Genomic DNA, 21,650 nt, shown 5'->3' with positions numbered 1-21,650 from the left:
GAACCACAACACGAGTCTGGCCCCACCGCTGACGCGGCGGGGCCAGAACCCAACATCTTCATCAGTCTTCTAGGGCCTGTCGTCAAAGTCCCGTCGTCGCCCGTCGCGGGGCAGACGGGAATTTGACGACAGGCCCTGGCACCGGACGCACCGAGGGCCCTCCCCGCCACGGCCGGGAGGGCCCCCGGCCCGGGTGCGCGGCGGTCCTCAGGACACGATGTCCTTGCGGGAGAAGCCGCGGAACGCGAGGGCGAACAGCACCAGCGCGTACGAGACCGACACCACCGCCCCCTTGGCCATCCCGCCCCATTCCAGCTGCGGCTGCAGGGCGTCCGCCCAGGCGAACTGCCAGTGCGCGGGCAGGAACTCCCGCCACGACCCGAGCGCGGTCACCGCGTCCAGCACGTTCCCCACGATCGTCAGCCCGACCGCCCCGCCGACCGCGCCCAGCGGCGCGTCCGTCCGCGTCGACAGCCAGAACGCCAGCCCGGCCGTGACCAGTTGCGACACGAACACGAAGGCCACCGCCAGCGCCAGCCGGGGCACCGTGTCCGCGGCCGCGAGGGCCCCGCCCGCGGGCAGCTTCAGCGGCCCCCACCCGTACGCGGCCGTGCCCGCCGCCAGGGCCACCACCGGCAGCAGCACGATCGCGGCGAGGCTGAACCCCAGCGCCACCACCAGCTTGCTCCACAGCAGCCGGGACCGGGGCACCGGCGAGGCCAGCAGATAGCGCAGCGAGGACCAGCTCGCCTCCGAGGCCACGGTGTCCCCGCAGAACAGGGCCACCGGCACCACCAGCAGGAACCCGGCCGACACGAACAGGCAGGTCGCGGCGAAGTTCGCGCCGGAGGCCGTGGCGGTGTCGATGAAGCTGACCCGGCCGTCGCTGCCGCCCCGCCCGTTGTCCGCCCCGCCCACCGCGAAGGCGATGATCATGACGAACGGCAGTGCGGCCAGCACCCCGCCCATCACCAGCGTCCGCCGCCGGCGCCACTGCCGCAGCGCCTCCACCCGCAGCGGCAGCGTCCGCCCCGGCCGGTAGCCGGGGGCGGTCTCCTCGGCGGGTGCCGAAGTCCGTACGGCGCTCATGCCGCACCTCCGATCAGGGTCAGGAAGGCGTCCTCCAGCCGGCGGTGCGGCCCCACCGCCGTCACCGGCAGCTCCAGCCGTACGAGTTCGGCGATCAGGGCGGCGGGCGTCGCACCGTCGAGCCGTACGAGGAGCCCCTCGTCGGCGGGCACCACGGAGGCGACGCCCTCCAGCGCCGCGACCTTGCCCACGGCCGCCTCGTCCACCGGTCCACCGAGCGCGACCAGCAGGGTGTCCCCGCCGCCGGTGATCTCGGCGACCGGACCGGCCTGCACCAGCCGCCCGCGGTCCATGACCACCAGATGGGTGCAGGACTGCTCCACCTCCGACAGCAGGTGGCTGGAGACGATGACCGTCCGCCCGCCGGCGGCGTAGCGGATCATCACGTCGCGCATCTCCCGGATCTGCGGCGGGTCCAGACCGTTCGTCGGCTCGTCCAGGATCAGCAGGTCCGGCAGCCCCAGCATCGCCTGGGCGATCGCGAGCCGCTGGCGCATGCCCTGCGAGTACGTGCGCACCGCGCGCTCCAGGGCGTCGCCGAGGCCGGCGATCTCCAGGGCCTCGGCCAGGTGAGCGTCCTCGGCGGGGCGGCCGGTGGCCTGCCAGTACAGCTCCAGGTTGGCCCGGCCGCTCAGGTGCGGCAGGAACCCGGCGCCCTCCACGAACGCGCCGACCCGCGACAGCACCGGCGCCCCGGGGCGGATCGCGTGCCCGAACACCCGGATCTCCCCGGCGTCCGGCGTGATCAGGCCCATCAGCATCCGCAGCGTGGTGGTCTTCCCGGCCCCGTTGGGCCCCAGCAGACCCAGCACCTGGCCCCGCTCCACCCGGAAGGACAGGTCCCGCACGGCGTACCGGTCCTGGGACTTCGCGTAGCGCTTCGTCAGACCGGTGATGTCGAGCGGTACGCCGGCCAGTACCGGTTCCGGCGCCGCCGCACCGGCCCGGCTCCCGCCGGTGCGGCGGATCCCGAGCAGCGCGGCGGCCAGCGCCACCGCGCCCAGCGGCAGCCACCAGATCCAGCCGGGCAGACCGGCGGTGGCGGTCCGCACTCCGGCGGCGACGGGCACCTGGAGCGGTTCGTGCACCGAGACGGTGTACGAGGCGGGCTCTGCCGGGGACGCGTAGCCCAGGTCGGTGGCCGCGACCACCAGCCGCAGCCGGTGCCCGGCCTGGAAGGCGTGGTCGACGGCGGGCAGCCGCAGCTGCACGCTGCGGCCCTGCCCGGCGTCCGTCACCCGGACGGGGGCCACCAGCTGGCTCGGCAGCACCTGCTGGCGCCCGTCGGGCCCCACGTCGTACAGCTTGCCGAACAGCACGGCCGAACCGTCCGCAGCCGTCGACCTCAGGTTCAGGGTGATGGTCGGGGTGCCGGTGACCCGGACCTCCTCGGCCAGCGGCTCCGACTCGAAACGGGCGTTCTGCCCGGGGAAGTCCAGGGAGAACCCGGTCCCGAGGGAGGCCAGCTGCCCGCCGATCCCGGGCAGCGCCGACAGCGCCGGCGGGGCCCCGCCCGCCGGGTTCTGGAAGGTCTGCTCGGGCCCGGCCAGGGAATACGGCCGTGGCTCCGGTACCAACCCGGGATAGCGGTCGCCGCTCGCGCCGCGCACCATGATCCGCCCGTCGGTGGAGTCGACGCCGCCGGTGCGCGAGACACGGAAGGCCGGGCCGGTGTCCGCGCCCGCGTCATCCTTGAGATAGCGGTCGAACCAGGCCTCCACCCGGGACTCGACCCGGCCGGACTCGCCCATGCCGCCGTCGTGCCCGCCGGCCGCCCAGTCCACGGCCACCGGCGCGCCGTTCGCGGAGATGGCCCTGGCCATGGCGTCGGCCTGGTCCAGCGGGAACAGGGAGTCGTCCTGCCCCTGCACGATCAGCGCCGGAACCCTGATCCGGTCGCCCACGGCCGAGGGGCTGCGCCGCTCCAGCAGGGCGCGCGCCTCGGCGTCGGGCTTCCCCGCCACCGCGACCCGCTCGTACATGGCGCACAGCTGCGGCTCGAACCGTCCGCAGCCCGGGGCCGCCGGGGGTCTCGCCGCGACTGCCGGGCCGCCGGCCTGCTGGAGGCCGTCAGCCGCACCGCTGGTGAAGAAGATCCCGGCCCAGAGCTTCTTGAACACGCCCTGCGGGAACAGGGCGTCCGCGAGGTTCCAGTACGTGATCTGCGGGGCGATCGCGTCCACCCGCCGGTCGTACCCGGCGGCCAGCAGCGCCACGGCCCCGCCGTAGGAGGCGCCGGCCACGCCCACGCGCGGGTCGCCGGCCGCGTCCAGCCGGACCTCGGGCCGGCGGGCCAGCCAGTCGACGAGCGCCGAGACGTCCTTGACCTCGTGCTCGGGGTCGTTCAGCCCGATCTTCCCGCCGGAGCGGCCGAAACCGCGCGCCGACCAGGTCATGACCGCGTACCCGTCGCGGGCCAGGCGTTCGGCCTGGGCGCGGACGTCGTCCTTGCTGCCGCCGAAGCCGTGGCCCAGGAGGACGGCCGGACGGCGTTGCGTGGTGTCGCCGGCCGTGAAGAAGGAGGTGTCGATGCCGGTGGGACCGCCTGCGTCCGTGCCGGGCATCCGCAGGACCTGGTCCTGGCGGTGCACGGCCGGCCCTTCCCCGGAAGCGGCCGCGGCCGTCCAGGTGCCGGCGCCCGCGAGCACCGCGAGGGCGGCGGCACCGGCGAGCAGGCGGTCCCGGGGCCGCCGGGGGAGTCGGAGCTTCATAGGGGAACCCTAAGGGCCGTGATCTCCTTCCCCGAGCTCCCTCAGGGGGAGCCCCGCCCCTTCTCCAGGAGTACCCGCGCGGCCCCGCGTACCGCACCCGCGGTAGGCGCCGGGCTGCGGGGCGGCCCCGGCGGCGGCAGGATGGGGCGCATGCTGCTGGCCGAGGTCGCGCGCGTGTCCCGGGAGGTCGCCGAGACCTCCGCCCGGTCGCGCAAGACCGCCCTGCTCGCGGAGCTCTTCGCGGCCGCGCCCGCCGACGAGGCCGGCCTGGTCATCGCCTACCTCTCCGGCCGCCTGCCGCAGGGCCGCCCGGGCATCGGCTGGCGCACCCTGGCCCAGGACACCGGGCCGGCGGCGGAGCCCACCTTGACCGTACGGGCCGTCGACGCGGCCGTGGCCGAGCTGGCCGCCGTCTCCGGCCCGGGGGCGCAGGCCGAGCGCCGCCGGATCGTGGCCGCCCTGCTGGGCGCCGCCACCGCGCCCGAGCAACGGTTCCTGCGCAGCCTGCTCTCCGGGGAGGTGCGCCAGGGCGCGCTGGACGCGGTGGCCCTGGAGGGGGTCGCGGCCGCCGCCGGGGTGCCGGCGGCCGACCTGCGCAGGGCGGTGATGCTGGACGGCTCGCTGCCCCGGGTGGCGGCCGCGGTACTGGCCGAGGGGGCCGCGGCGCTGAGCGGGGTGGCCCTGCGCATCGGGCAGCCCGTCCAGCCGATGCTGGCCGGGACCGCCCGCTCGCTGGAGGACGCCCTGCGCGCGCTCGGGCCGTGCGCGGTGGAGGAGAAGCTCGACGGGATCCGGGTCCAGGTCCACCGGGAGGGCGGGGAGGTCCACGTCTACACCCGCTCCCTGGACGAGATCACCGCCCGGCTGCCCGAGGTCGTCGAGCTCGCCCTGAGCCTGCCCGGGGAGCGGTTCATCCTGGACGGGGAGGTCATCGGGCACGACGCCGCCGGGCGGCCGGTCCCGTTCCAGGAGATCGCGAGCCGCGTCGGCTCCCGCGTGGACGTGGACGCCGCACGGCGGACCCTCCCCGTCGGCGCGTTCTTCTTCGACGTGCTGGCCCTCGGCGAACGGGTCCTGCTGGACCTGCCGGTCCGTGACCGGTACGCCGCCCTGGCCGGCCTCGTCCCGCAGGCCGCGCGGGTCCGCCGGCTGGTGGTGGAGGACCCGGCCGCCCAGGAAGAGCGGGCCCGGGAGTTCCTGGCCGAGACCCTGGGCCGGGGGCACGAAGGGGTCATGGCCAAGGGGCTCGGCTCCCCGTACGCGGCGGGCCGGCGCGGCAAACAGTGGCTGAAGGTCAAACCCGTGCACACCCTCGACCTGGTGGTACTCGCCGCCGAATGGGGCCACGGCCGCCGCACCGGCCTGCTGTCGAACCTGCACCTGGGCGCCCGCGCCGCCGACGGGAGCTTCGCCATGCTCGGCAAGACGTTCAAGGGCCTCACCGACGAGATGCTGCGCTGGCAGACCGAGCGGCTGCGCGAGCTCGCCGTGGAGGACGACGGGTTCACCGTCCGGGTCAGGCCGGAGCTGGTCGTGGAGATCGCCTACGACGGCCTCCAGCGCTCCCCGCGCTACCCGGCCGGGGTGGCCCTGCGCTTCGCCCGGGTCCTGAGGCACCGCCCCGACAAGGCGCCGGGGGCGGCCGACACGGTGGAGACGGTGCTGGAGCAGCGCCGCGGCTGACCGGGGAATTTGCCTCAGAGGCAAGGAAGATTGCCAGCGAGGCAAGATTCTGGCTCAATCGGGACATGACCCCCCGTCCCGAGGACCCCCCGGACACCGAGGCCCCACAGGCCCCCGGCGGCGCCGAAGAGCTGCCCGCCGTGGCCCCGCAGCTGCGCGAGCTGCGCCGGCGCGCCGGGCTCACCCTGGAGGCGGCCGCAGCCAGGGCCCGGCTGTCGCCCGCGCACCTGTCGCGGCTGGAGACCGGCCGGCGCCAGCCCTCGCTGCCGCTGCTGCTCGGGCTCGCCCGCACCTACGGTACGACCGTCTCCGAACTGCTCGGCGAGACCCAGGGAGTCGCCGATCCCATCGTACGGGCCGGCGGTCCCGGGGCCCGCGAGGCCGACGGGTGGACGTACTGGCAGGCCGGGGGCTCCGGGCGGGGCATGCAGGCGCTGCGCGTGCACGTCCCCCCGGGGCGCAGCCAGGGCGAGCTGGTGCGCGTCCATCCCGGGGAGGAGTGGCTGTACGTGCTCGGCGGGCGGCTGCGGCTGCACCTGGGGGAGGCCGAGCACCTGCTGGAGCCGGGGGACAGCGCCCACTTCGACTCGCTGACCCCGCACCGGATCGGCGCGGCCGGTCCCGGCGGGGCGGAGCTGCTGTTCGTCCACACGCTGTTGCAGAGCAGCCTCGCCGGGATGTGCCTCGGCGGCACCGCCAAGCACCACCCCTAGCCGTCATAGCCGCCACCGCTGATCAGCCGAGGAGCCAGCCGTCATGCCGTCCCGAGGAGAGAACATGTCCACCACGCCCGAACAGAAGGCCCCGCTCGGCGTCTTCCGGCGCTTCGAGTCCAAGTTCCCGCGCGGCCTGGTCATCAGGCTGATCGCGTACCTCTTCGTGGGTCACCTCTTCGCGTTCTTCGTCTACCTGCTCTTCGTCCTGGGCGGCCGGAACCAGTAGCGGGCGCCGCCCGCCGGACCCAGCCCAGCACCAGCAGCGACGCCACCGCCGCGAAGGCGCACCAGGTGGAGGCGAACTCCAGCCGCCACAGCGCCGCGCACACCGCCGCCCCCGCGGCCAGCACCGCGCCCAGCACCCGCAGCGCGCGGTCCCCGGAGAGCAGCAGGGAGCCCAGGACGGCGTACAGGTACCCGGCCAGGACGAGCGGCGCGTACGGCACGTCCACCGCGTAGCCCAGCACCCGCCCCCGCACCTCGGCGGACACCGGCCGCACGGCCAGGCAGTACGCCAGCACCGCGGCGGTGGCCAGACCGACGGCCGCCGGCCCCCACAGCCGGCGCCGGCCCCCGGGCGCTACGGCGAGCAGCACCCCGAACGGCACCCACACCGCCGGCACGGGCAGGGCGATCACCGCCCAGGCCGTGGTGGCCGGACCGCAGCCGCCGCCCGCGTCCCAGACGGCGGCCTCGACCAGCTGGTGCGCGCCCAGCAGCAGCGGCAGCGCGGCCACAGGCAGGTCCCGGACCCGCCGCACCCGCACCAGGCACACCACCCCGGCGGTGGCCACGGCCCCGCCCGCCGCCAGGTCCGCCGACGCGCTCCAGCACACCGAAGGCCTCCGGGACCGCTCAGGGGGCGGGCTCCTGGGGGTGCTCCGCCGCGTGCGGGTGCTCCAGCGGAGGGGAGCCGACCGCGCAGGAGGTCCGGCACTCCGGATGGCAGGCCCCGGGTGAGGGGGAGCGCACGGTCGCCCACGCCAGGGCCGCGCCGGCCACCAGCAGCCCCGCGCACCAGGCCATCGCCCGCCCGTAGGCCGCATCGAAGGCGCCGGCCGACAGGTAGGCGTCCGGGCCCATCCCGGCCAGCAGCGGCAGCGCGGCCACCGCCAACAGCCCCGCCGCCCGTGCGGCGGCGTTGTTGATGCCGCTGGCCAGGCCCGCCCGGCCGGGATCCAGCGAGGCCAGCACGGTCGCGGTCAGCGGCGCGACCAGGGCGGCCATGCCCGCGCCGAGCACCACCATGGCGGGCAGCACGTCCCCGGCGTACGAGGCGTGCGGCCCCACCCGCAGGCTCAGCAGCATCCCGGCGGCGCACAGCAGCGGTCCCACCGTCAGCGGGATCCGCGGCCCGATCCGCTCGCCCAGCGCCCCCGCGCGGGCCGACAGCAGCAGCATCAGAACGGTGGTCGGCAGCAGCGCGGCCCCCGCGCCGAGGGCCGAGTACCCGGACACCACCTGGAGCTGGAGCACGATGAGGAAGAAGAACCCGCCGAAGGCCGCGTACACGCACAGGGTGACCAGGTTGACGGCCGTGAACTGGCGGGAGGCGAACACGTCCGGCGGCACCATCGGATGCGGCCGCCGCCGCTCCACGTACACGAACGCGGCCGCCAGCAGCACCCCGGCCACCCCCGCCCCGATCACGGCCCCGGTCGCGGAACGGGCCTCGATCAGCGCGTACGTGATCAGGGCCAGGGCCGCCGCCCCGAGCACCGCGCCGAGCACGTCGAACCGCCCCCCGGCCTGCGGATCCCGTGACTCCGGAACGTGCCGCAGCGCCACCGGCACGCACAGCGCGGCCACCGGCACGTTGAGCAGGAACACCCACCGCCAGCCCGGCCCGTCCACCAGCCAGCCGCCGAGGAAGGGCCCCACGGCCGCGCCCACGCCCCCGAACCCCGACCACAGGCCCACCGCCCGGGCCCGGTCGTCGGACCGGATCGAGCCCTGGATCAGCGCGAGCGACCCGGGGGTCAGCAGGGCCCCGCCGACGCCCTGGAGGGCCCGGGCACCGATCAGCACCCCGGCGCCCGGGGCGATACCGCACAGCAGGGAGCCGACCGCGAACCACACCACCCCGAGGACGAAGATCCGGCGCCGCCCGAACCGGTCGCCGAGCGCCCCGCCGACCAGGATCAGCCCGGCCAGGGTCAGCAGGTAGGCGTTCACGGTCCACTGGAGCACCGCGAGATCGGCGCCGAGGTCGCGCCCGATGCGGGGCAGGGCGACGTTGACCACGGTCGAGTCCAGCAGGGCCATCGCGGACCCGAGCACGGTGGCCAGCAGCACCCACCGCCCCCGCGCGGACCGCAGCACCACCCCCGGCTCCGCACCGCCCCCGGAGACGGGGGAGACGGGGGAGACGGGGGAGGCCGGCGGCGGCGGTGACGTACCGGGGCGGGGCACGGGTTCACCGGGTAGGGCGCTCATCCCTCCAGGCTGACCCGCCCGCCCCCGAAGGTCCAGCGGGCCACTGCGGCGGCCTCGGACCCGGCGCCGGCACGGCGGGCGCCGCCCCCGGCATTCGGGTGGCGGGCGGCAACGCGTCCGCGCGTTCCCCGCGACCTGCCCGGGGGGCCGAGCGGGCCGACGTACCGTGCCGGGCATGACGCCGCAGATCGAGGCATTCATGCGCACCGCCGACCCGGAGGCGGTCTGGGCGGTGGGCTCGGCGGACACCGTCCACGCCGCCCGTCCCGGCCCGCCGGGCGACTGGGACACCCCCCTCACCGCCGACGCCCTCACCCCGGCCCTCGCCCTCTGGCCCGTCCTCGGCACCCTCGTGGCCCAGGGGGAGCTGGCCCTGCACACCCCCCTCACGGCCTACGGGCAGCCGCCCGCCACCGGAGCGCCCGCCGGCACGACCACCCACCAGCTGCTCACGCGCGGCGAGGGCCCGGCCGCCCCCGCCGCCCTCACCGCCCTCGCCGAACGGCTCGCCGGCGCCCCCCTCGGCGACTGCGCCGCGACCCGGATCTGGCAGCCGCTCGGCATGACCCGCACCCGCCTCGCCGAAGGCGCCCTGCACACCACCCTGGCCGACCTCGCCCGGTTCCTGCGCCACCTGCTGTCCCCGGCCGGCCACCCCGTCCCGCGCGCCTGGACCGCCGAGTCCCTGCGCATCCGCACCGGGGAGCTCACCCCCGCCCGCGGCCTGCTCTGGCACCCCGCGCCCGCCGGCGTCTGGTCCCACCACCCCCCGTCCGGCCCCGGCCCCGCCCTGTGGGTCGCCCCGCGCCAGGACCGCTGGGCCGTCCTGATCCCGGGCCCCGCCGCCGGATCCGCCTCCCGGCTGCGCACCGCCTTCCGGGAGGCGGCCTTCACCCGCGCGAGCCTGACCGAACCGGCCCTGACCGAACCGGCCCTGACCGGCGGCCCACCCTCGTAGCGCAGTCGGAGCGCGCCGCTCGCGGGGCCGTCGTACGGTGAGGGCGTCAGCCGTCCGCAGCCGCCGTACCGAGCCCCCGCGAGGAGCCCATGTCCGACGCCGTGACCGCGCCGGCCGCCGACCCGGACGTCGACACGCTCGACGCCCTGTGCCGGGAACTGGCCGAGGCCGCCGACGCCGTGGGCGAAGCCGCCCGGTACGCCTCCGGGCTCGCGTTCGGCGCGCGCCTGCCCGCCGGGGCCCTCGTGGCCCGCAGCAGCCGCCGGCGCCGCGCCTGGCGGACCCTGCTGCGCACCCTCACCGACCCGGCCGGCCTCGGCTGGGCCCCGCGCGGCCGGGGGGTGGCCCGGGCCGGATGGTTCGCCGGGATCCTGGCCCGGCGGGAGAACCTGGCCGTCAGCGCGGCCGTCTGCGGACTGAAGGCCCGGATCCGGGTGGCGACCGCGGGCCGGCCCGAACTCCTCGCGGACCCCGGCTGCGCCGCCGTGCTGCGGGCGGTGGACGGCGGGCGGCAGGCCGACGCCGCCCGCGCCTTCCGGCACATCCTGCGCGAGCGGGGCACCGGGCCGGCGTTCACCCTGCTCGCCCCGGCCTTCGCGGACATCCTCGCCTGGCACGCGCTGACGGACGAGAACCCCTTCAACGACCACGCCGGCTGGCAGGTCGCCACCGGACGGGCCGTCACCGCCGAACCGCTGCTGGGCCTCGGCGCCGCCGTACGGGCCTTCTGCGCACGCGAACCGGGCGGCGGCGGCCGGGACCCCGGCCGGGTCGCCTCCGGGGAACCCGGCACGCCCGGCACCCCCGCCGACCACGGCCGCACCTCCCCGTCCCCCTGGAGCACCCCGTGACCGACTGCCGCCCCCCGCGCCCCGCCCCGTCCGCACCCGCCGACGGCCTGCGCGGCCACTGCACCGTCCTGCGCAGCCACGCCCGGCGGTTGCGCGCGGGTGCGGCGGCGCTGGAGTGGCGCGGACCGCAGGCCGACGCCCTCCGCGCGGAGGTGGCGGCGCTGGCCGACCGCTGCGCCCGGGCGGCCGACGGCTTCGCCCTCGCGGCGGCCCAGCTCGACGGACCGGATCCCCGGCGGTCTTGACCCGGGTGAGGGGGCCTCGGAGGGGGCGGGCCGGCTACCTGACCGTCGAGCTCCCCGAGGGCGACGGGGCCGCCGGGGCGCGTGAGCGGCTCGGGGCGCGGATCGAGCGGCTGCCCGGCCTCGGGGCCGTCTTCACGTGCACGTGGAGGACGTGCACGTGAAGACGGGCCGCGGGTTTCCGCCCGCCGGAACGCCGGCTCCGGCCGGGAGGCCCGTCACGGCGCGGTTCCCCCGCTCCCCGGCGCGCGCAGGGCGGCGAGCGCCCGTCCGGTGATCTCCTCGGGGGTGCCCGACACCTCGACGGCGAATCCCGGCTCGTCCGCGCCGAGCGGTTCGAGCGCGGCGAACTGGGAGTCCAGCAGGGAGACGGGCATGAAGTGCCCCGTCCGGGCGGCCATCCGCGCCCCGATCAGCGGCCGCCCTCCCGTGAGGTGGACGAACACCACGCCCACCCCCGGTGCGGCGGCCCGCAGCCGGTCGCGGTGCGCCCGCTTGAGGCAGGAGGCGGCCACCACCCCGCCCTCCCCGCCCCGGCCCCGGACCCACGCGCCCACGGCGTCCAGCCACGGCCACCGGTCGGCGTCCTCCAGCGGGATCCCCGCCGACATCCGGGCCACGTTGGCCGCCGGGTGGAAGGAGTCCCCCTCGGCGTACGGGACGCCGAGGGCGTCCGCGAGCAGCCGGCCAACCGTCGACTTGCCCGTCCCGGCCACGCCCATCACCACGATGACGCCCCGGGGGTCCATGCCGTACCTCGCCGTCCTCACCGTCCTCGCCGTCGCACCGTCTTCGCCGGGTACCACTCAAGCGCACCCCCGGCCGCGTCCCGGCGCCGGGGCGGCCGTGGCTCAGCCCGTCGCGGCCGTGCCCCGCGTCGCGAACTGGGTGCGGTACAGCTCCTCGTAGCGCCCGCCCGACGCCAGCAGCTCGGCGTGGGTGCCGCGTTCCACGATGCGGCCCTCCTCCACCACCAGGATCAGATCGGCGGCCTGCACGGTGGACAGCCGGTGCGCGATCACCACCGCCGTCCGCCCCGCCAGCGCCTCGGCCAGCGCCTCCTGGACGGCCGCCTCGGAGGTGGAGTCCAGATGGGCGGTGGCCTCGTCCAGGATCACCACCCGCTGCCGGGCCAGCAGCAGCCGGGCGATGGTCAGCCGCTGCCGCTCGCCGCCCGACAGCCGGTAGCCGCGCTCGCCGACCACGGTGTCCAGGCCGTCCGGGAGGGAGGCGACCAGGCCGTCGAGGCGCGAGCGGCGCAGGGCCTCCCACAGGTCCTCCTCGGCCGCACCGGGCCGGGCCAGCAGCAGGTTGGCCCGTACCGACTCGTGGAACAGGTGCCCGTCCTGGGTGACCATGCCCAGGGTGTCGCGGATCGAGTCCGCCGTGAGGTCGCGCACGTCGATCCCGCCCAGGCGCACCGCGCCCGCGTCGGCGTCGTAGAGGCGGGGGAGCAGCTGGGCGATGGTGGACTTGCCGGCGCCGGAGGAGCCGACCAGGGCGATCATCTGGCCGGGTTCGGCACGGAAGGACACCTCGTGCAGCACCTGCGTGCCGCCGCGGGCGTCGAGGACGGCCACCTCCTCCAGGGAGGCCAGCGAGACCTTGTCGGGGGAGGGGTAGCCGAAGGAGACCCGGTCGAACTCCACCGCCACCGGGCCCTCGGGCACCCGGCGGGCGTCCGGCTTCTCGGCGATCAGCGGCTTCAGGTCGAGGATCTCGAAGACCCGCTCGAAGCTGACCATCGCGCTCATCACCTCGACGCGGGCCCCGGCCAGCGCGGTCAGCGGGGCGTACAGCCGGGTCAGGAGCAGGGCCAGGGCGACGACCGAGCCCGCCTCCAGGCCGCCGCGCAGGGCGTAGTAGCCGCCCAGGCCGTAGACCAGGGCCAGGGCCAGCGCCGAGACCAGGGTGAGGGCCGTGATGAACGCCGACTGGGCCATCGCCGTACGGATGCCGATGTCCCGGACCCGGGCCGCGCGGGCCGCGAACTCGGCCGACTCGTCGGCGGGCCGCCCGAACAGCTTGACGAGGGTGGCGCCGGGCGCGGAGAACCGTTCCGTCATCTGCGTGCCCATCGCCGCGTTCAGCGCCGAGGCCTCCCGCTGCATCCCGGCCATCCGGGTGCCCATCCGGCGGGCCGGCAGGACGAACACCGGCAGCAGCGCCAGTGCCAGCAGGGTGATCTGCCACGAGATGCTCAGCATCACCCCCAGGGTCAGCAGCAGGGTCACCACGTTGGACACCACCCCGGACAGGGTGTTGCTGAACGCCCGCTGGGCACCGATCACGTCGTTGTTGAGCCGGCTGACCAGGGCGCCCGTCCGGGTCCGGGTGAAGAAGGCCACCGGCATCCGCTGGACGTGGTCGAAGACCGCCCGGCGCAGGTCGAGGATCAGGCCCTCCCCGAGCGTCGCGGAGAGCTTGCGGGTCAGCAGGCCCAGCCCCGCCTCGGCCACCGCGATCACCGCGATCAGCAGCGCGAGCCGGGTCACCTCCCCGGTGTCGCCGTCGCCGCCCGCCTTCGCCCCCTGGACGATCGCGTCCACGATCCGGCTGGCCAGCAGCGGGGTGGCCACCGCCAGCAGCGCGCCCACCACGCTGAGCAGCAGGAAGAAGGTCAGCCCGCGCCGGTGCGGGCGGGCGAAGGCGGCGATCCTGCGCAGGCTCGCCGGGGAGAACGGGGGCCGGTCGCCCTGCTGGGCGTTGATCGCGCTGTGCAGCGAATGCCAGGCGGTGACTTCCATGTCCATGACCCCCACGGTAGAACCTCGACCAAACTTCAGGTCAAGGGACCGGCGCAGGACCACCCGCCGGGGTCCGCCCACGGTCAACTCCCGCTGACGGGAGGGATTTCCGGGAACGCCCGGCACGCCGCGGGCCCGGTGGCATCATCGGGGGAATGACGCAGGCATCGTCCTCCGCCGGCCCCGGCCGGCCCGCCGCCGACACCGTCCTGGAGCGCTTCGAGCAGTGGGCCCGCGACACCCCCGGGGCCCCCGCCGTCATCACACCGGGCGGTCCCCTCTCCTACGCCGGACTCGACACGGCCGCCAACCGGCTCGCCCACCACCTCCTCGCCCGGCGACTGCCCGGCGGCGCCCGCATCGCCATCGCCCCCACCCGCCGCGAGGAGACCGTCCTCGCCCTCCTGGCCTCCCTCAAGGCGGGCGCCGCCTACGCCCTGGTCGACCCCGCCGACACCCGCACCGCGCGCGACCAGCTCCTCGCCCTGGCGCCCGACCTGCTGCTCACCGACGCCGCGGGCGCGGCCCGCCTGGACCTGGGCAAGGGCCTGCCGGCCCTCCTCGCGGACGCGGAGGCCGAGGCGATCGCGGCCGGGCCGGGCCACCCTCCGGCCCGCGCCGCGCAGCCCGCCCCGGCGGCAATCCTGTTCACCGCGACCGCCGTGCCCCGCCCCGTCCCCGTCGGCCACGCCCTGCTCCTCGCCGCCCACGAGGCCTGGGCCCAGCTCGCCCGCCTGACCCCCGAGGACCGCCACCTGTTCACCGGCGGCCCGGACCTCACGGCCTTCGCCGCCGGCTGGACCCGCGCCCTGTGCGCCGGAGGCGCCCTCGTCCTGCCCCAGGGCCCGGCCTGGACGCCCGCCGAGATACCGGAAGCCGTCTCGGAGTACGAGGTCAGCGCACTGCACACCGACCCCGGGGGTGCCCTGCGCCTCCTCGACCGCAGCCTCGACCCGGCCGGCGCCGCCCGCCGGGGCCGGCGCGAACCCGCGCCGCGGCTGTCGGCCCTGCGTCTGCTCACCGTCACCGGCGACCGGCTCTACCTCGACCAGCAGACCGCCCTCCAGGACCGGCTCCGCCCGGGCGCCCGCGTCCTCGGCGTCTACGGCCCCACCGAGGCGGCCGGCGCCGGCACCTGGTTCGAACTGCCGCAGCTGCCCCGCCTCCTGGACGAACCCGAACGGCTCTCCCTGCTGGGCACCCCGTTCCCCGGCAGCCGCGTCGAACTGCGGGCCGGGGAGCTGCTCCTGACCCCGCCGGGCGGCGGCGAGGCCCTGGCCACCGGGGACCTGGCCGTGCTCCGCCCGGACGGGCTGCTGGAGTTCGCCGGACGCCTGCGCGACCGGATCACCCTCGCCGACGGCAGCCCCCTCGACCCGCATCCGGCCGAGTCCGCCCTGCGCACCCACCCCGGCGTCGGTGCCGCCGTCCTGACCCCCGTCGGCAGTCGCGGCAACACCCGGCTCGTCGCGTACGTCGCCCCGCCCCCCGACGGCTCCGGCCGGGACGGCGACGGCGCCCCCGTGGACGCCGACGGGCTCCGCGAACACCTCGCGGGCCGGGTGCCCTCCGCCGCGATCCCGGTCCGCGTCGTGCGTCTGCCCACCCTGCCCCGCACCCGGGCGGGCCAGGAGGACCGGGCGGCGGTCCCGCAGCCCCAGCAGCCGGGGGCCCGGCCCGTGGGCGGCGGCAAGTACGGGGCGTCGGCGGGCGGGGAGCTGCCCGGCTGCTTCGGCTTCGGCTGCGCGGCGGTGCCGCTGACCGTGGTCGCCCTGTTCGCCACCGACCTGATCTGGCCCGGCTCCACCGACCTCACCGGGGTGCCCGGCCCGTGGTCGTTCCTCTTCTCCGTCCTGTACCTCTTCGAGTGCTCGGCCTTCGCCGCGGGCCTGCTGTTCCTGTTCGCGGGCCGCCGGCGGATGTCGCGCCCGGGACCGGCCCGGCGCCTGACGGCCGCCGCCCACCTGGCCGTGGCCTACCTGCTGCTGGCCTGGTGGCCGCAGGACAACCTCTACCGGCTCGCGGCCAAGCACGACTGGCCGCGGCAGGCCGCCCTCGTCTACTCCTTCAACATCCCGCTGATGATCGCCGCTCTGATCGTGGCCGTCTACCTCACCCGTCGGTCCGCCGCCCCGCCTTCCGGCTCCGACGGCTGACCCTGCTCCCCGGCGGCGAAGTCCTCGCCCACCGCCCGGGCCCGCTCCCGGACCAGCGCCCCGGCCGCGTCCAGCACCTCCCGGCTGTGCGCGGCCACCAGCACGCCCAGCCACGGCGCCGGGTCGAACGCCCCCGTCGGGATCGCCGGCACGAACACGGCCCCGAGAGCGGCGCAGTCCCGCGCCAGGGCGCCGCACACCTCCTCCAGCTGGGCCTCCGGCAGCCGGGCGCCCAGCTCCACCCGGTCCGCGATCCGCACCAGGTGCCCCGCACCGCGCAGCGCGTCGAGCCGGGCAGCCACCATGAACGCCACCGACGGGCCGGTGAGCCGCAGGTTCGCCTCGGTCGGCGCGAGCCGCCCAGCGGCGTCCACCACGAAGTCCACGTCGAACCAGCCCCGGTGGCCGGCCGCGGCCAGCTCCCGGCCCACCGCCGCCCCGAACCCCAGCAGAGGCCCCTCCAGGTGCGCGGGCACCACCCCCGGGCCCACCGTGGCACCGCGGTAGCCCCCGCCGGCCACGTCCATCAGCGCCGCCCCGACCCGGTGCGGGTGGCCCTCGCCGTCCACGAACCCGTCGTAGGTCAGATCCCGTGGTGCGTCCGCGTCCGCGCCCGCGTCCGCCGGGCCGTGCACGTACTCCTCCACCAGCAGCGGGCCGCGCGGCAGCCGCCCCCGCAGCGCCCGGGCCCCGCCGGCCGCCCGGAGCAGCCCGGGCGTCACCAGGGTGGTGCCCGAACCCCCCACACCGTGCTCCGATTTGAGAACGGTGCTCTCGCCCGCCCGGGCCCGAGCCGCCGCCCGGCGCACCGCCGCCCGGCGTGATCCCGTCCGCCACTGCGCGGGCAGGGTGACCTCCGGATGGCCCCCGTCCGCCAGGATCCGGGCGAACAGGGCGTGGGCCGCGGACTTCGACTCGTACCGCAGCGCGTCCGGCCGCCACGGCAGACCGGCGAGCCGCGCGTACGGCTCCGTCAGCCCCCACGGTACGAGCGGCAGCCCGGCTCCCCTGACCCGCCCGGCCAGCGCCGGCCGGGCCAGCACCGCCTCCGACAGGCCCGGGCCCGGCCCGGCCAGAGCGTCGTACACCTCCACCTTCACCTCCGGCCCCCAGCCCAGTGCGCGCCCGACCGCACCGGCCCACCAGCGGGGCACCGGCCGCGGCAGGACCAGCGCGGCCGGACGGGGGCTGTAGAAGGCGGCCAGGCAGGAGTAGTCGTGCGCGGCCCGCTGTCCGCGGCCGAGGGAGGCGTCGGCGAACTGGGCGTTGAACTCGGCGACGTTGCCCACGTGCACCGCCGCGCCCCCGCCCGTCCAGGCCCGCGCCCACCGCGCGAGCGGGGCGGGCGCCACCGTGAACCGGACCAGCCCCGGCGGTGAGCCCGCCGCCGGGACCGCGCCCATCGCCCGGTAGAAGCCCGCCGCGTGGGGGTCGGCGTCGATCAGCAGCCGCCGCGACCCCAGCGCGGCGGCCCGCCGCACGGCGTCCAGGTACAGCAGCCGCCCCACACCCCGGCCGATCACGGACGGCTCCACGAACAGCAGCCCCAGCCGCGCCGTCCGGGGCCCGTCACCGGCCTCGCCCCCCGCGCCCGCGTCGACGTCCTCGAGGGAGGCGACGCCCAGCAGTTCCCCGCGTGTGCTCTCGGCCACCACGATCCGCCGGACCGTGAGCTCCTCCTCCCCGACCCGCAGTTCCTGCGCGCACGCCGCGAGGAACCGCGCGCCGTAGCCCCAGTGCGCCTTGGACCGCCTGATCAGCGCGGTCAGCGCCGCCGCCTCTCCGGGCCGCGCGGGCCTGACCTTTGCCATCTCCTGACCTCCCCATGGTCCGGGGCTGGGCCGTGCGATAGATTCGGCCTCCCCTCGGCTCGTCCTTGGCACATCCTTGTCCACCCCCGCGTCAGACAGGCTTCTCCATGAGCGACATCGTCAACGGACTCGGCCGTACGACCGCCTACGGCGCCCTCGGACTGGTCCTGCTGATCCTCGGTATCGTGCTGGTGGACGTGCTGACCCCCGGGAAGCTCCCCAGGCAGATCTGGGAGGAGCGCAACCGCAACGCGGCCCTGCTGCTCAGCTCCGCGCTCCTGGGCATCGGCGGCATCGTCTTCACCTCGATCTGGACGACGTACGAGGACTTCGGCAAGGGCCTGCTGTCCACGGCGGCCTTCGGCCTGCTCGGCCTGGTCCTGATGGCCGTGGCCTTCCTGGTGCTGGACCTGGTGACCCCGGGCAAGCTCGGCGCCATCGTGGTCGACCCCGAGCCGCACCCGGCCGTCTGGGTCACCGCCTGCTGCAACCTCGCCGTCGCCGCGATCGTGGCCGCCTCCATCGCCTGACCCCCGGCGGCGACCGCCGCGTTCACACGACGAGAGAGCGCCGCTCCCCACCGGGAGCGGCGCTCTCTTCGCGTACGGGTGCTCCGCGACGACCACCCCCGGGACCCGGCCGGCTACGCCAGCCCCAACGCGAACACCCCGAACCCCGCCGCCAGCACCCCCGCCACGGCCGCCCGGGCCGCCGACCCCCGCCGTCCCGGCGCCGACGCCACCTCGAACCGGCGCGCATACCGGGCGATCCCCACCAGCAGCACCGCGAACACCGGCAGCCACACCATCCGCGCCGCGATCCACCCCGGACCGTCGGGCGCCGTCGTCAGCCCGGCCACCGGCCCGCCGGACAAGGAGGCCGGCACGGCCGCCGCCAGCATCGCCGTCTGGTGCCAGCACAGGATCGTCATCGCCGACAGGTTGACCACCACCACCGGCGCCCACAGCGCCGGCCGGGCCAGCAGCCGCGCCAGCCGGTCCCGCAGCAGGATCGCCGCCCCCGACTGCGCCGAGGCCAGCGCCAGGACCAGCAGCGACGGCGGATGCGAGTTGGTCCGCGCCGCACCCGGCACGCCCACCATCGAGGCCGGGTAGTGGAACACCGCCAGCAGCACCGCGAACAGCGCCGCCCCGCCCGCCAGCAGCAGCCACGCCCCGCGCCGGCCGATCCGCCGCTCACCCCACGAGACGCCCAGCTGATAGGCGAACAGCCAGCCCGGCAGCACGTTCAGCAGGGACAGCCAGGACGGCACCGACCCGGCGAGCGGCCCGTAGCGCAGGAAGTCCACCACCGCCACCGACACCAGCAGCGGGGCCGCCGCCCAGCCGCCCAGCCGGCCCGCCGCCCGGACGCAGTACGGGGTCAGCGCCGTCACCACCGCGTACACCCCCACGAACCACAACGGCTGGACCACCAGGGTCGCCCCCGTCCGCAGCGTGGCCTCCGGAACCCCGGCCGCGTACAGCACCGGCGCGGCCAGCGCCCACACCGCCGTCACCCCCAGCACCGGCCGCCCCAGCCGCACCATCCGCCCCTTCAGCCAGGCCCGGGTCGAGCCCGGCCGACGGCGGAAGGAGAGCACCGAGGCGTAGCCGCCGACCAGGAAGAAGATGCCGAGCATCTGGAGCACCCAGCTCGCCGGGGCGAGGGCGCCGACGGCCGACAGCGGGCTGGCGTTGTGCAGCCCGCCCTCCGGGTCCAGGGTGAAACCGCCGAGCAGCCAGTGCCCGGTCGGCACCGCCAGCAGCGCGAGCGCCCGCAGCCCGTCGACCGCCCGGTCCCGGTGGACCGGAGTCCGCCGGTCGATCCGCCCGGCGGCCCGCCGCAGGGCGGCCGGCGCGCTCATCGGACCTCTCCCCGCGCGATCGCGGCCGGCCCGGCCGTGCCGGTCGTCCTCCCGAAGCGGCGCATGACCCGTCCCCTTTCTCCTCGTGACGGAGAGGAAGGTAGGAAGCAGGTACCCGGCCGCGCGTCGGACCGGGGAGCCAAGCGGTGCCTCATACCCCGGTAGGGGGTGGAGGAGTGCCAGGGCCTGTCTGACCGTTCCCGCCGGGGCCGGCGCGAACGGTCAGACAGGCCCTACCCCGCGTCGCCGGGACGCACCAGCCCCGCCTCGTACGCGAAGATCACCGCCTGCGCCCGGTCGCGCAGGTCCAGCTTGCCCAGCACCCGCCCGATATGGGTCTTGACCGTCTGCTCCGCCAGGACCAGATGCGCGGCGATCTCCTGGTTCGACAGCCCCCGCGCGATCAGCTCCAGCACCTCCGTCTCGCGCGGGGTCAGACCGTTCAGCCGCAGCGCCGGATCCTTGCGCGGCGCCGGCCGCTGCCGCACGAAGTCCGCGATCAGCCGGCGCGTCACCGAGGGCGCCAGCAGCGCCTCGCCCGAGGCCACCACCCGGACGGCCGCGATCAGGTCGGCGGGCGGGGCGTCCTTCAGCAGGAACCCGGACGCGCCCGCGCGCAGCGCCTCGTACACGTAGTCGTCGATGTCGAAGGTGGTCAGCATCAGCACCTTCGGACGGTGCGTCACCCCCGGCGGCGGGTCCAGGACCTCCCGGGCCGCCGAGAGCCCGTCCAGCTCCGGCATCCGTACGTCCATCAGCACCACGTCCGGGTGCACGGTCCTCGCGAGCCGCACGCCCTCCCGGCCGTCGGCGGCCTCGCCCACGACGTCGATGTCGGCCTGCGCCGACAAGAGCGCGGCGAACCCCGCGCGCACCATGGCCTGGTCGTCGACGATGATCACTCGGATGGTCAACTGGAGTCCTCGGTCCGGGAGGTCAGCGGCAGCCGGGCGGCGACCCGGAAACCGCCCTCGGGCAGCGGGCCCGTGTCCAGGGTCCCGCCGGTCAACCGTACGCGCTCGCGCATCCCCACCAGGCCGTGCCCCGTCCCCGTACCCGCCCCCTCCAGCGCCACCAGCGGCTCCGGCGCCGGGCCGTTGACCACCAGCACGAGTACCTCCCCCTCCCCGGCGGAGTGCGTCACCGACACCCGGGTCCGCGCCCCCGGCGCGTGCCGCACCACGTTCGCCAGGGCCTCCTGCACGATCCGGTACGCCGACAGGTCCACGGCCGGGTCCGCCCGCGCCGCCTCCGCCACGCCCGGCGCCAGGGACAGCTCCACCGGCTGCCCGGCCCGCACGGTCGCCTCCACCAGCTGCTGGATCCGCCCGACCCCGGGCTGCGGCGCCCGCTCCCCGCCGGCCGCCCCCGCTGCGTCCGCGCCGCCGTCGCTCCCGTCCCCGCGCAGCACCGTCAGCAGCCGCCGCATCTCGCCCAGCGACTCGCGGGCGCTCGCCGCGATCGCGGCGAACTCCTCGCGCACCGGCTCCTCCATCCCCGGCAGCCGGTACGGCGCGGAGTCGGCCTGCACCGTGATCACCGACATGTGGTGGGCCACCACGTCGTGCAACTCCCGTGCGATGCGCGCCCGTTCCTCCAGCAGCGTGCGCCGCGCCCGCTCGGCCCCGCTGATGCTCTCCTGCTCCGCGATCCGTTGCCGGGCGTCGCCCAGCCCGCGCAGCGCACCGGTCAGCGCCAGCACGACGCCGCCCAGCACGAACAGCAGGGCCCCCGTGTTCGTCACCCCGTCCGGCGCGGCGAACCCGAGCACCACTCCGGCCGCCCCCGTCGCCAGCCACACCCCGACCAGCGTCCGGACCGACTCCCGCAGCCCCAGGCAGGCCATCAGCACCAGGTACCCGACGATCTCCATCGGCGGCCACGGCCAGGGACGCCCCGCCACCCCGTCGGTGAAGCCCAGCAGCACCGCCCCGGCCAGGTCGGCGGCCAGCACCGCCGCCCAGGCGGGCACCGGCCGGGTCACCGCGAGCAGCAGCGGCACCGTCTGCGCCACGCCCAGGGCCCCCGCCCACCCGCCGCCCAGCCGGTAGTCGTTGGTCAGCACCGCGACGGTCACGGGGAGCAGCACCACCACGAAGACGCCCGCGACGGTAAAGGGCAGCAGCCGCTGCCAGCGGCGCGGCGCCCGCGCCAGCAGCGGCTCGCCCGGCCGGGCCGGCGTCCGCAGCGCCGCGGCCAGCTGCCCGAACCGGCCCGCGCCCTCAGCCTTCTCCCTGCCCTTGCCCTTGCCCTTGCCCTTGCTCCTGCCGTTGCCCTGGCCCCTGCCTGCCGCCGCCGGGGTCGTGCGGGCGCGGCCGGGGACGCGCGGTGTGAACCTCATGATCCGCCAGCCTATGCGCCGGGACGCCCGGAAGGGGCGAGG

At 76.7% G+C, this 21,650-nt stretch carries 18 protein-coding genes; 8 read left to right on the top strand and 10 right to left on the bottom strand.

The features are described from left to right. Positions 1–207: 207 nt before the first annotated feature. Together BX286_RS03080 and BX286_RS03075 are read right to left on the bottom strand one after the other, a co-directional pair. Positions 208–1,089, bottom strand: a complete 882-nt coding sequence (locus BX286_RS03080) for an ABC transporter permease (protein WP_100862229.1) — start codon at positions 1,087–1,089, stop codon at positions 208–210. Next, complete coding sequence (locus tag BX286_RS03075; RefSeq protein WP_100862228.1) at positions 1,086–3,800, bottom strand: alpha/beta fold hydrolase; 2,715 nt, start codon at positions 3,798–3,800, stop codon at positions 1,086–1,088. The genes BX286_RS03080 and BX286_RS03075 overlap by 4 nt, the downstream gene beginning before the upstream one ends. A gap of 150 nt (positions 3,801–3,950) precedes the next feature. Here BX286_RS03075 and BX286_RS03070 point away from each other — a divergent pair, with 150 nt between their 5' ends. The 3 genes from BX286_RS03070 (at position 3,951) to BX286_RS36005 (ending at position 6,425) form a co-directional block, all read left to right on the top strand. Further along, the gene (locus BX286_RS03070; protein WP_121014469.1) at positions 3,951–5,483 is read left to right on the top strand and encodes an ATP-dependent DNA ligase; all 1,533 of its coding nucleotides are present in this window, start codon (positions 3,951–3,953) and stop codon (positions 5,481–5,483) included. Positions 5,484–5,548: 65 nt separating this feature from the next. Further along, positions 5,549–6,196, top strand: coding sequence for a helix-turn-helix domain-containing protein (locus BX286_RS03065; RefSeq protein WP_079431034.1), 648 nt, complete (start codon positions 5,549–5,551; stop codon positions 6,194–6,196). A gap of 43 nt (positions 6,197–6,239) precedes the next feature. Continuing rightward, positions 6,240–6,425 (top strand): DUF6126 family protein, encoded by a 186-nt coding sequence (locus tag BX286_RS36005; protein ID WP_123995197.1) that lies wholly within the window; start codon positions 6,240–6,242, stop codon positions 6,423–6,425. Here the strand turns inward: BX286_RS36005 and BX286_RS03060 are convergent. Together BX286_RS03060 and BX286_RS03055 are read right to left on the bottom strand one after the other, a co-directional pair. Further along, entirely contained in the window at positions 6,340–7,035 is a 696-nt protein-coding gene (locus BX286_RS03060; RefSeq protein WP_079431035.1) for a DUF6629 family protein, read from the bottom strand. The genes BX286_RS36005 and BX286_RS03060 overlap by 86 nt on opposite strands. Positions 7,036–7,054: 19 nt before the next feature. Beyond that, a complete protein-coding gene (locus BX286_RS03055; RefSeq protein ID WP_121014468.1) occupies positions 7,055–8,635 on the bottom strand; it encodes an MFS transporter in 1,581 nt (526 codons plus the stop codon). Positions 8,636–8,810: 175 nt separating this feature from the next. Here BX286_RS03055 and BX286_RS03050 point away from each other — a divergent pair, with 175 nt between their 5' ends. The 3 genes from BX286_RS03050 to BX286_RS03040 all read left to right on the top strand — a co-directional run bounded on the left by BX286_RS03050 (position 8,811) and on the right by BX286_RS03040 (position 10,689). Then, positions 8,811–9,593, top strand: a complete 783-nt coding sequence (locus BX286_RS03050) for a hypothetical protein (protein WP_079431037.1) — start codon at positions 8,811–8,813, stop codon at positions 9,591–9,593. Between the two features lie 89 nt (positions 9,594–9,682). Beyond that, positions 9,683–10,444, top strand: a complete 762-nt coding sequence (locus BX286_RS03045) for a hypothetical protein (RefSeq protein WP_121014467.1) — start codon at positions 9,683–9,685, stop codon at positions 10,442–10,444. Beyond that, positions 10,441–10,689 (top strand): hypothetical protein, encoded by a 249-nt coding sequence (locus BX286_RS03040; protein WP_100862224.1) that lies wholly within the window; start codon positions 10,441–10,443, stop codon positions 10,687–10,689. The genes BX286_RS03045 and BX286_RS03040 overlap by 4 nt, the downstream gene beginning before the upstream one ends. Positions 10,690–10,904: 215 nt before the next feature. Here the strand turns inward: BX286_RS03040 and BX286_RS03035 are convergent, their stop codons facing one another. Together BX286_RS03035 and BX286_RS03030 are read right to left on the bottom strand one after the other, a co-directional pair. Next, on the bottom strand, positions 10,905–11,435 hold the full coding sequence (locus BX286_RS03035) for a gluconokinase (RefSeq protein WP_121014466.1): 531 nt from the start codon (positions 11,433–11,435) through the stop codon (positions 10,905–10,907). Positions 11,436–11,537: 102 nt separating this feature from the next. Beyond that, positions 11,538–13,439 (bottom strand): ABC transporter ATP-binding protein, encoded by a 1,902-nt coding sequence (locus tag BX286_RS03030; RefSeq protein ID WP_079431041.1) that lies wholly within the window; start codon positions 13,437–13,439, stop codon positions 11,538–11,540. 149 nt (positions 13,440–13,588) lie between these two features. Between BX286_RS03030 and BX286_RS03025 the strand changes: the two genes are divergently transcribed. Beyond that, entirely contained in the window at positions 13,589–15,589 is a 2,001-nt protein-coding gene (locus BX286_RS03025; RefSeq protein ID WP_121014465.1) for an AMP-binding protein, read from the top strand. Here the strand turns inward: BX286_RS03025 and BX286_RS03020 are convergent. After that, entirely contained in the window at positions 15,541–17,400 is a 1,860-nt protein-coding gene (locus BX286_RS03020; RefSeq protein ID WP_121014464.1) for a GNAT family N-acetyltransferase, read from the bottom strand. The genes BX286_RS03025 and BX286_RS03020 overlap by 49 nt on opposite strands. Before the next feature lie 107 nt (positions 17,401–17,507). Here BX286_RS03020 and BX286_RS03015 point away from each other — a divergent pair, with 107 nt between their 5' ends. Then, entirely contained in the window at positions 17,508–17,930 is a 423-nt protein-coding gene (locus tag BX286_RS03015) for a DUF350 domain-containing protein (protein WP_079431043.1), read from the top strand. A 113-nt stretch (positions 17,931–18,043) separates the two neighbouring features. Here the strand turns inward: BX286_RS03015 and BX286_RS03010 are convergent, their stop codons facing one another. From BX286_RS03010 to BX286_RS03000, 3 genes are all read right to left on the bottom strand, one after another. Further along, a complete protein-coding gene (locus tag BX286_RS03010; RefSeq protein WP_079431044.1) occupies positions 18,044–19,267 on the bottom strand; it encodes an acyltransferase in 1,224 nt (407 codons plus the stop codon). 233 nt (positions 19,268–19,500) lie between these two features. Continuing rightward, on the bottom strand, positions 19,501–20,181 hold the full coding sequence (locus BX286_RS03005; protein WP_079431045.1) for a response regulator transcription factor: 681 nt from the start codon (positions 20,179–20,181) through the stop codon (positions 19,501–19,503). Beyond that, complete coding sequence (locus tag BX286_RS03000; protein WP_121014463.1) at positions 20,178–21,608, bottom strand: sensor histidine kinase; 1,431 nt, start codon at positions 21,606–21,608, stop codon at positions 20,178–20,180. Before BX286_RS03000 ends, BX286_RS03005 begins: the two co-directional genes overlap by 4 nt. Between the last annotated feature and the right edge of the window lie 42 nt (positions 21,609–21,650).

Source organism: Streptomyces sp. 3211.6 (genome assembly GCF_003634815.1).
GTDB classification, from domain to species: domain Bacteria; phylum Actinomycetota; class Actinomycetes; order Streptomycetales; family Streptomycetaceae; genus Streptomyces; species Streptomyces katrae_A.
The sequence above is the reverse complement of the archived record's forward strand: the minus strand, read 5'-3'. Positions and strand labels throughout refer to the sequence as shown.

Excerpts from the sequence above, each read along its gene's own strand:
- BX286_RS03080 (WP_100862229.1), bottom strand. The coding sequence starts at position 1,089 with ATGAGCGCCGTACGGACTTCGGCACCCGCCGAGGAGACCGCCCCCGGC.
- BX286_RS03075 (WP_100862228.1), bottom strand. The coding sequence starts at position 3,800 with ATGAAGCTCCGACTCCCCCGGCGGCCCCGGGACCGCCTGCTCGCCGGT.
- BX286_RS03070 (WP_121014469.1), top strand. The coding sequence starts at position 3,951 with ATGCTGCTGGCCGAGGTCGCGCGCGTGTCCCGGGAGGTCGCCGAGACC.
- BX286_RS03065 (WP_079431034.1), top strand. The coding sequence starts at position 5,549 with ATGACCCCCCGTCCCGAGGACCCCCCGGACACCGAGGCCCCACAGGCC.
- BX286_RS36005 (WP_123995197.1), top strand. The coding sequence starts at position 6,240 with ATGCCGTCCCGAGGAGAGAACATGTCCACCACGCCCGAACAGAAGGCC.
- BX286_RS03055 (WP_121014468.1), bottom strand. The coding sequence starts at position 8,635 with ATGAGCGCCCTACCCGGTGAACCCGTGCCCCGCCCCGGTACGTCACCG.
- BX286_RS03050 (WP_079431037.1), top strand. The coding sequence starts at position 8,811 with ATGACGCCGCAGATCGAGGCATTCATGCGCACCGCCGACCCGGAGGCG.
- BX286_RS03045 (WP_121014467.1), top strand. The coding sequence starts at position 9,683 with ATGTCCGACGCCGTGACCGCGCCGGCCGCCGACCCGGACGTCGACACG.
- BX286_RS03035 (WP_121014466.1), bottom strand. The coding sequence starts at position 11,435 with ATGGACCCCCGGGGCGTCATCGTGGTGATGGGCGTGGCCGGGACGGGC.
- BX286_RS03030 (WP_079431041.1), bottom strand. The coding sequence starts at position 13,439 with ATGGACATGGAAGTCACCGCCTGGCATTCGCTGCACAGCGCGATCAAC.
- BX286_RS03025 (WP_121014465.1), top strand. The coding sequence starts at position 13,589 with ATGACGCAGGCATCGTCCTCCGCCGGCCCCGGCCGGCCCGCCGCCGAC.
- BX286_RS03020 (WP_121014464.1), bottom strand. The coding sequence starts at position 17,400 with ATGGCAAAGGTCAGGCCCGCGCGGCCCGGAGAGGCGGCGGCGCTGACC.
- BX286_RS03015 (WP_079431043.1), top strand. The coding sequence starts at position 17,508 with ATGAGCGACATCGTCAACGGACTCGGCCGTACGACCGCCTACGGCGCC.
- BX286_RS03010 (WP_079431044.1), bottom strand. The coding sequence starts at position 19,267 with ATGAGCGCGCCGGCCGCCCTGCGGCGGGCCGCCGGGCGGATCGACCGG.
- BX286_RS03000 (WP_121014463.1), bottom strand. The coding sequence starts at position 21,608 with ATGAGGTTCACACCGCGCGTCCCCGGCCGCGCCCGCACGACCCCGGCG.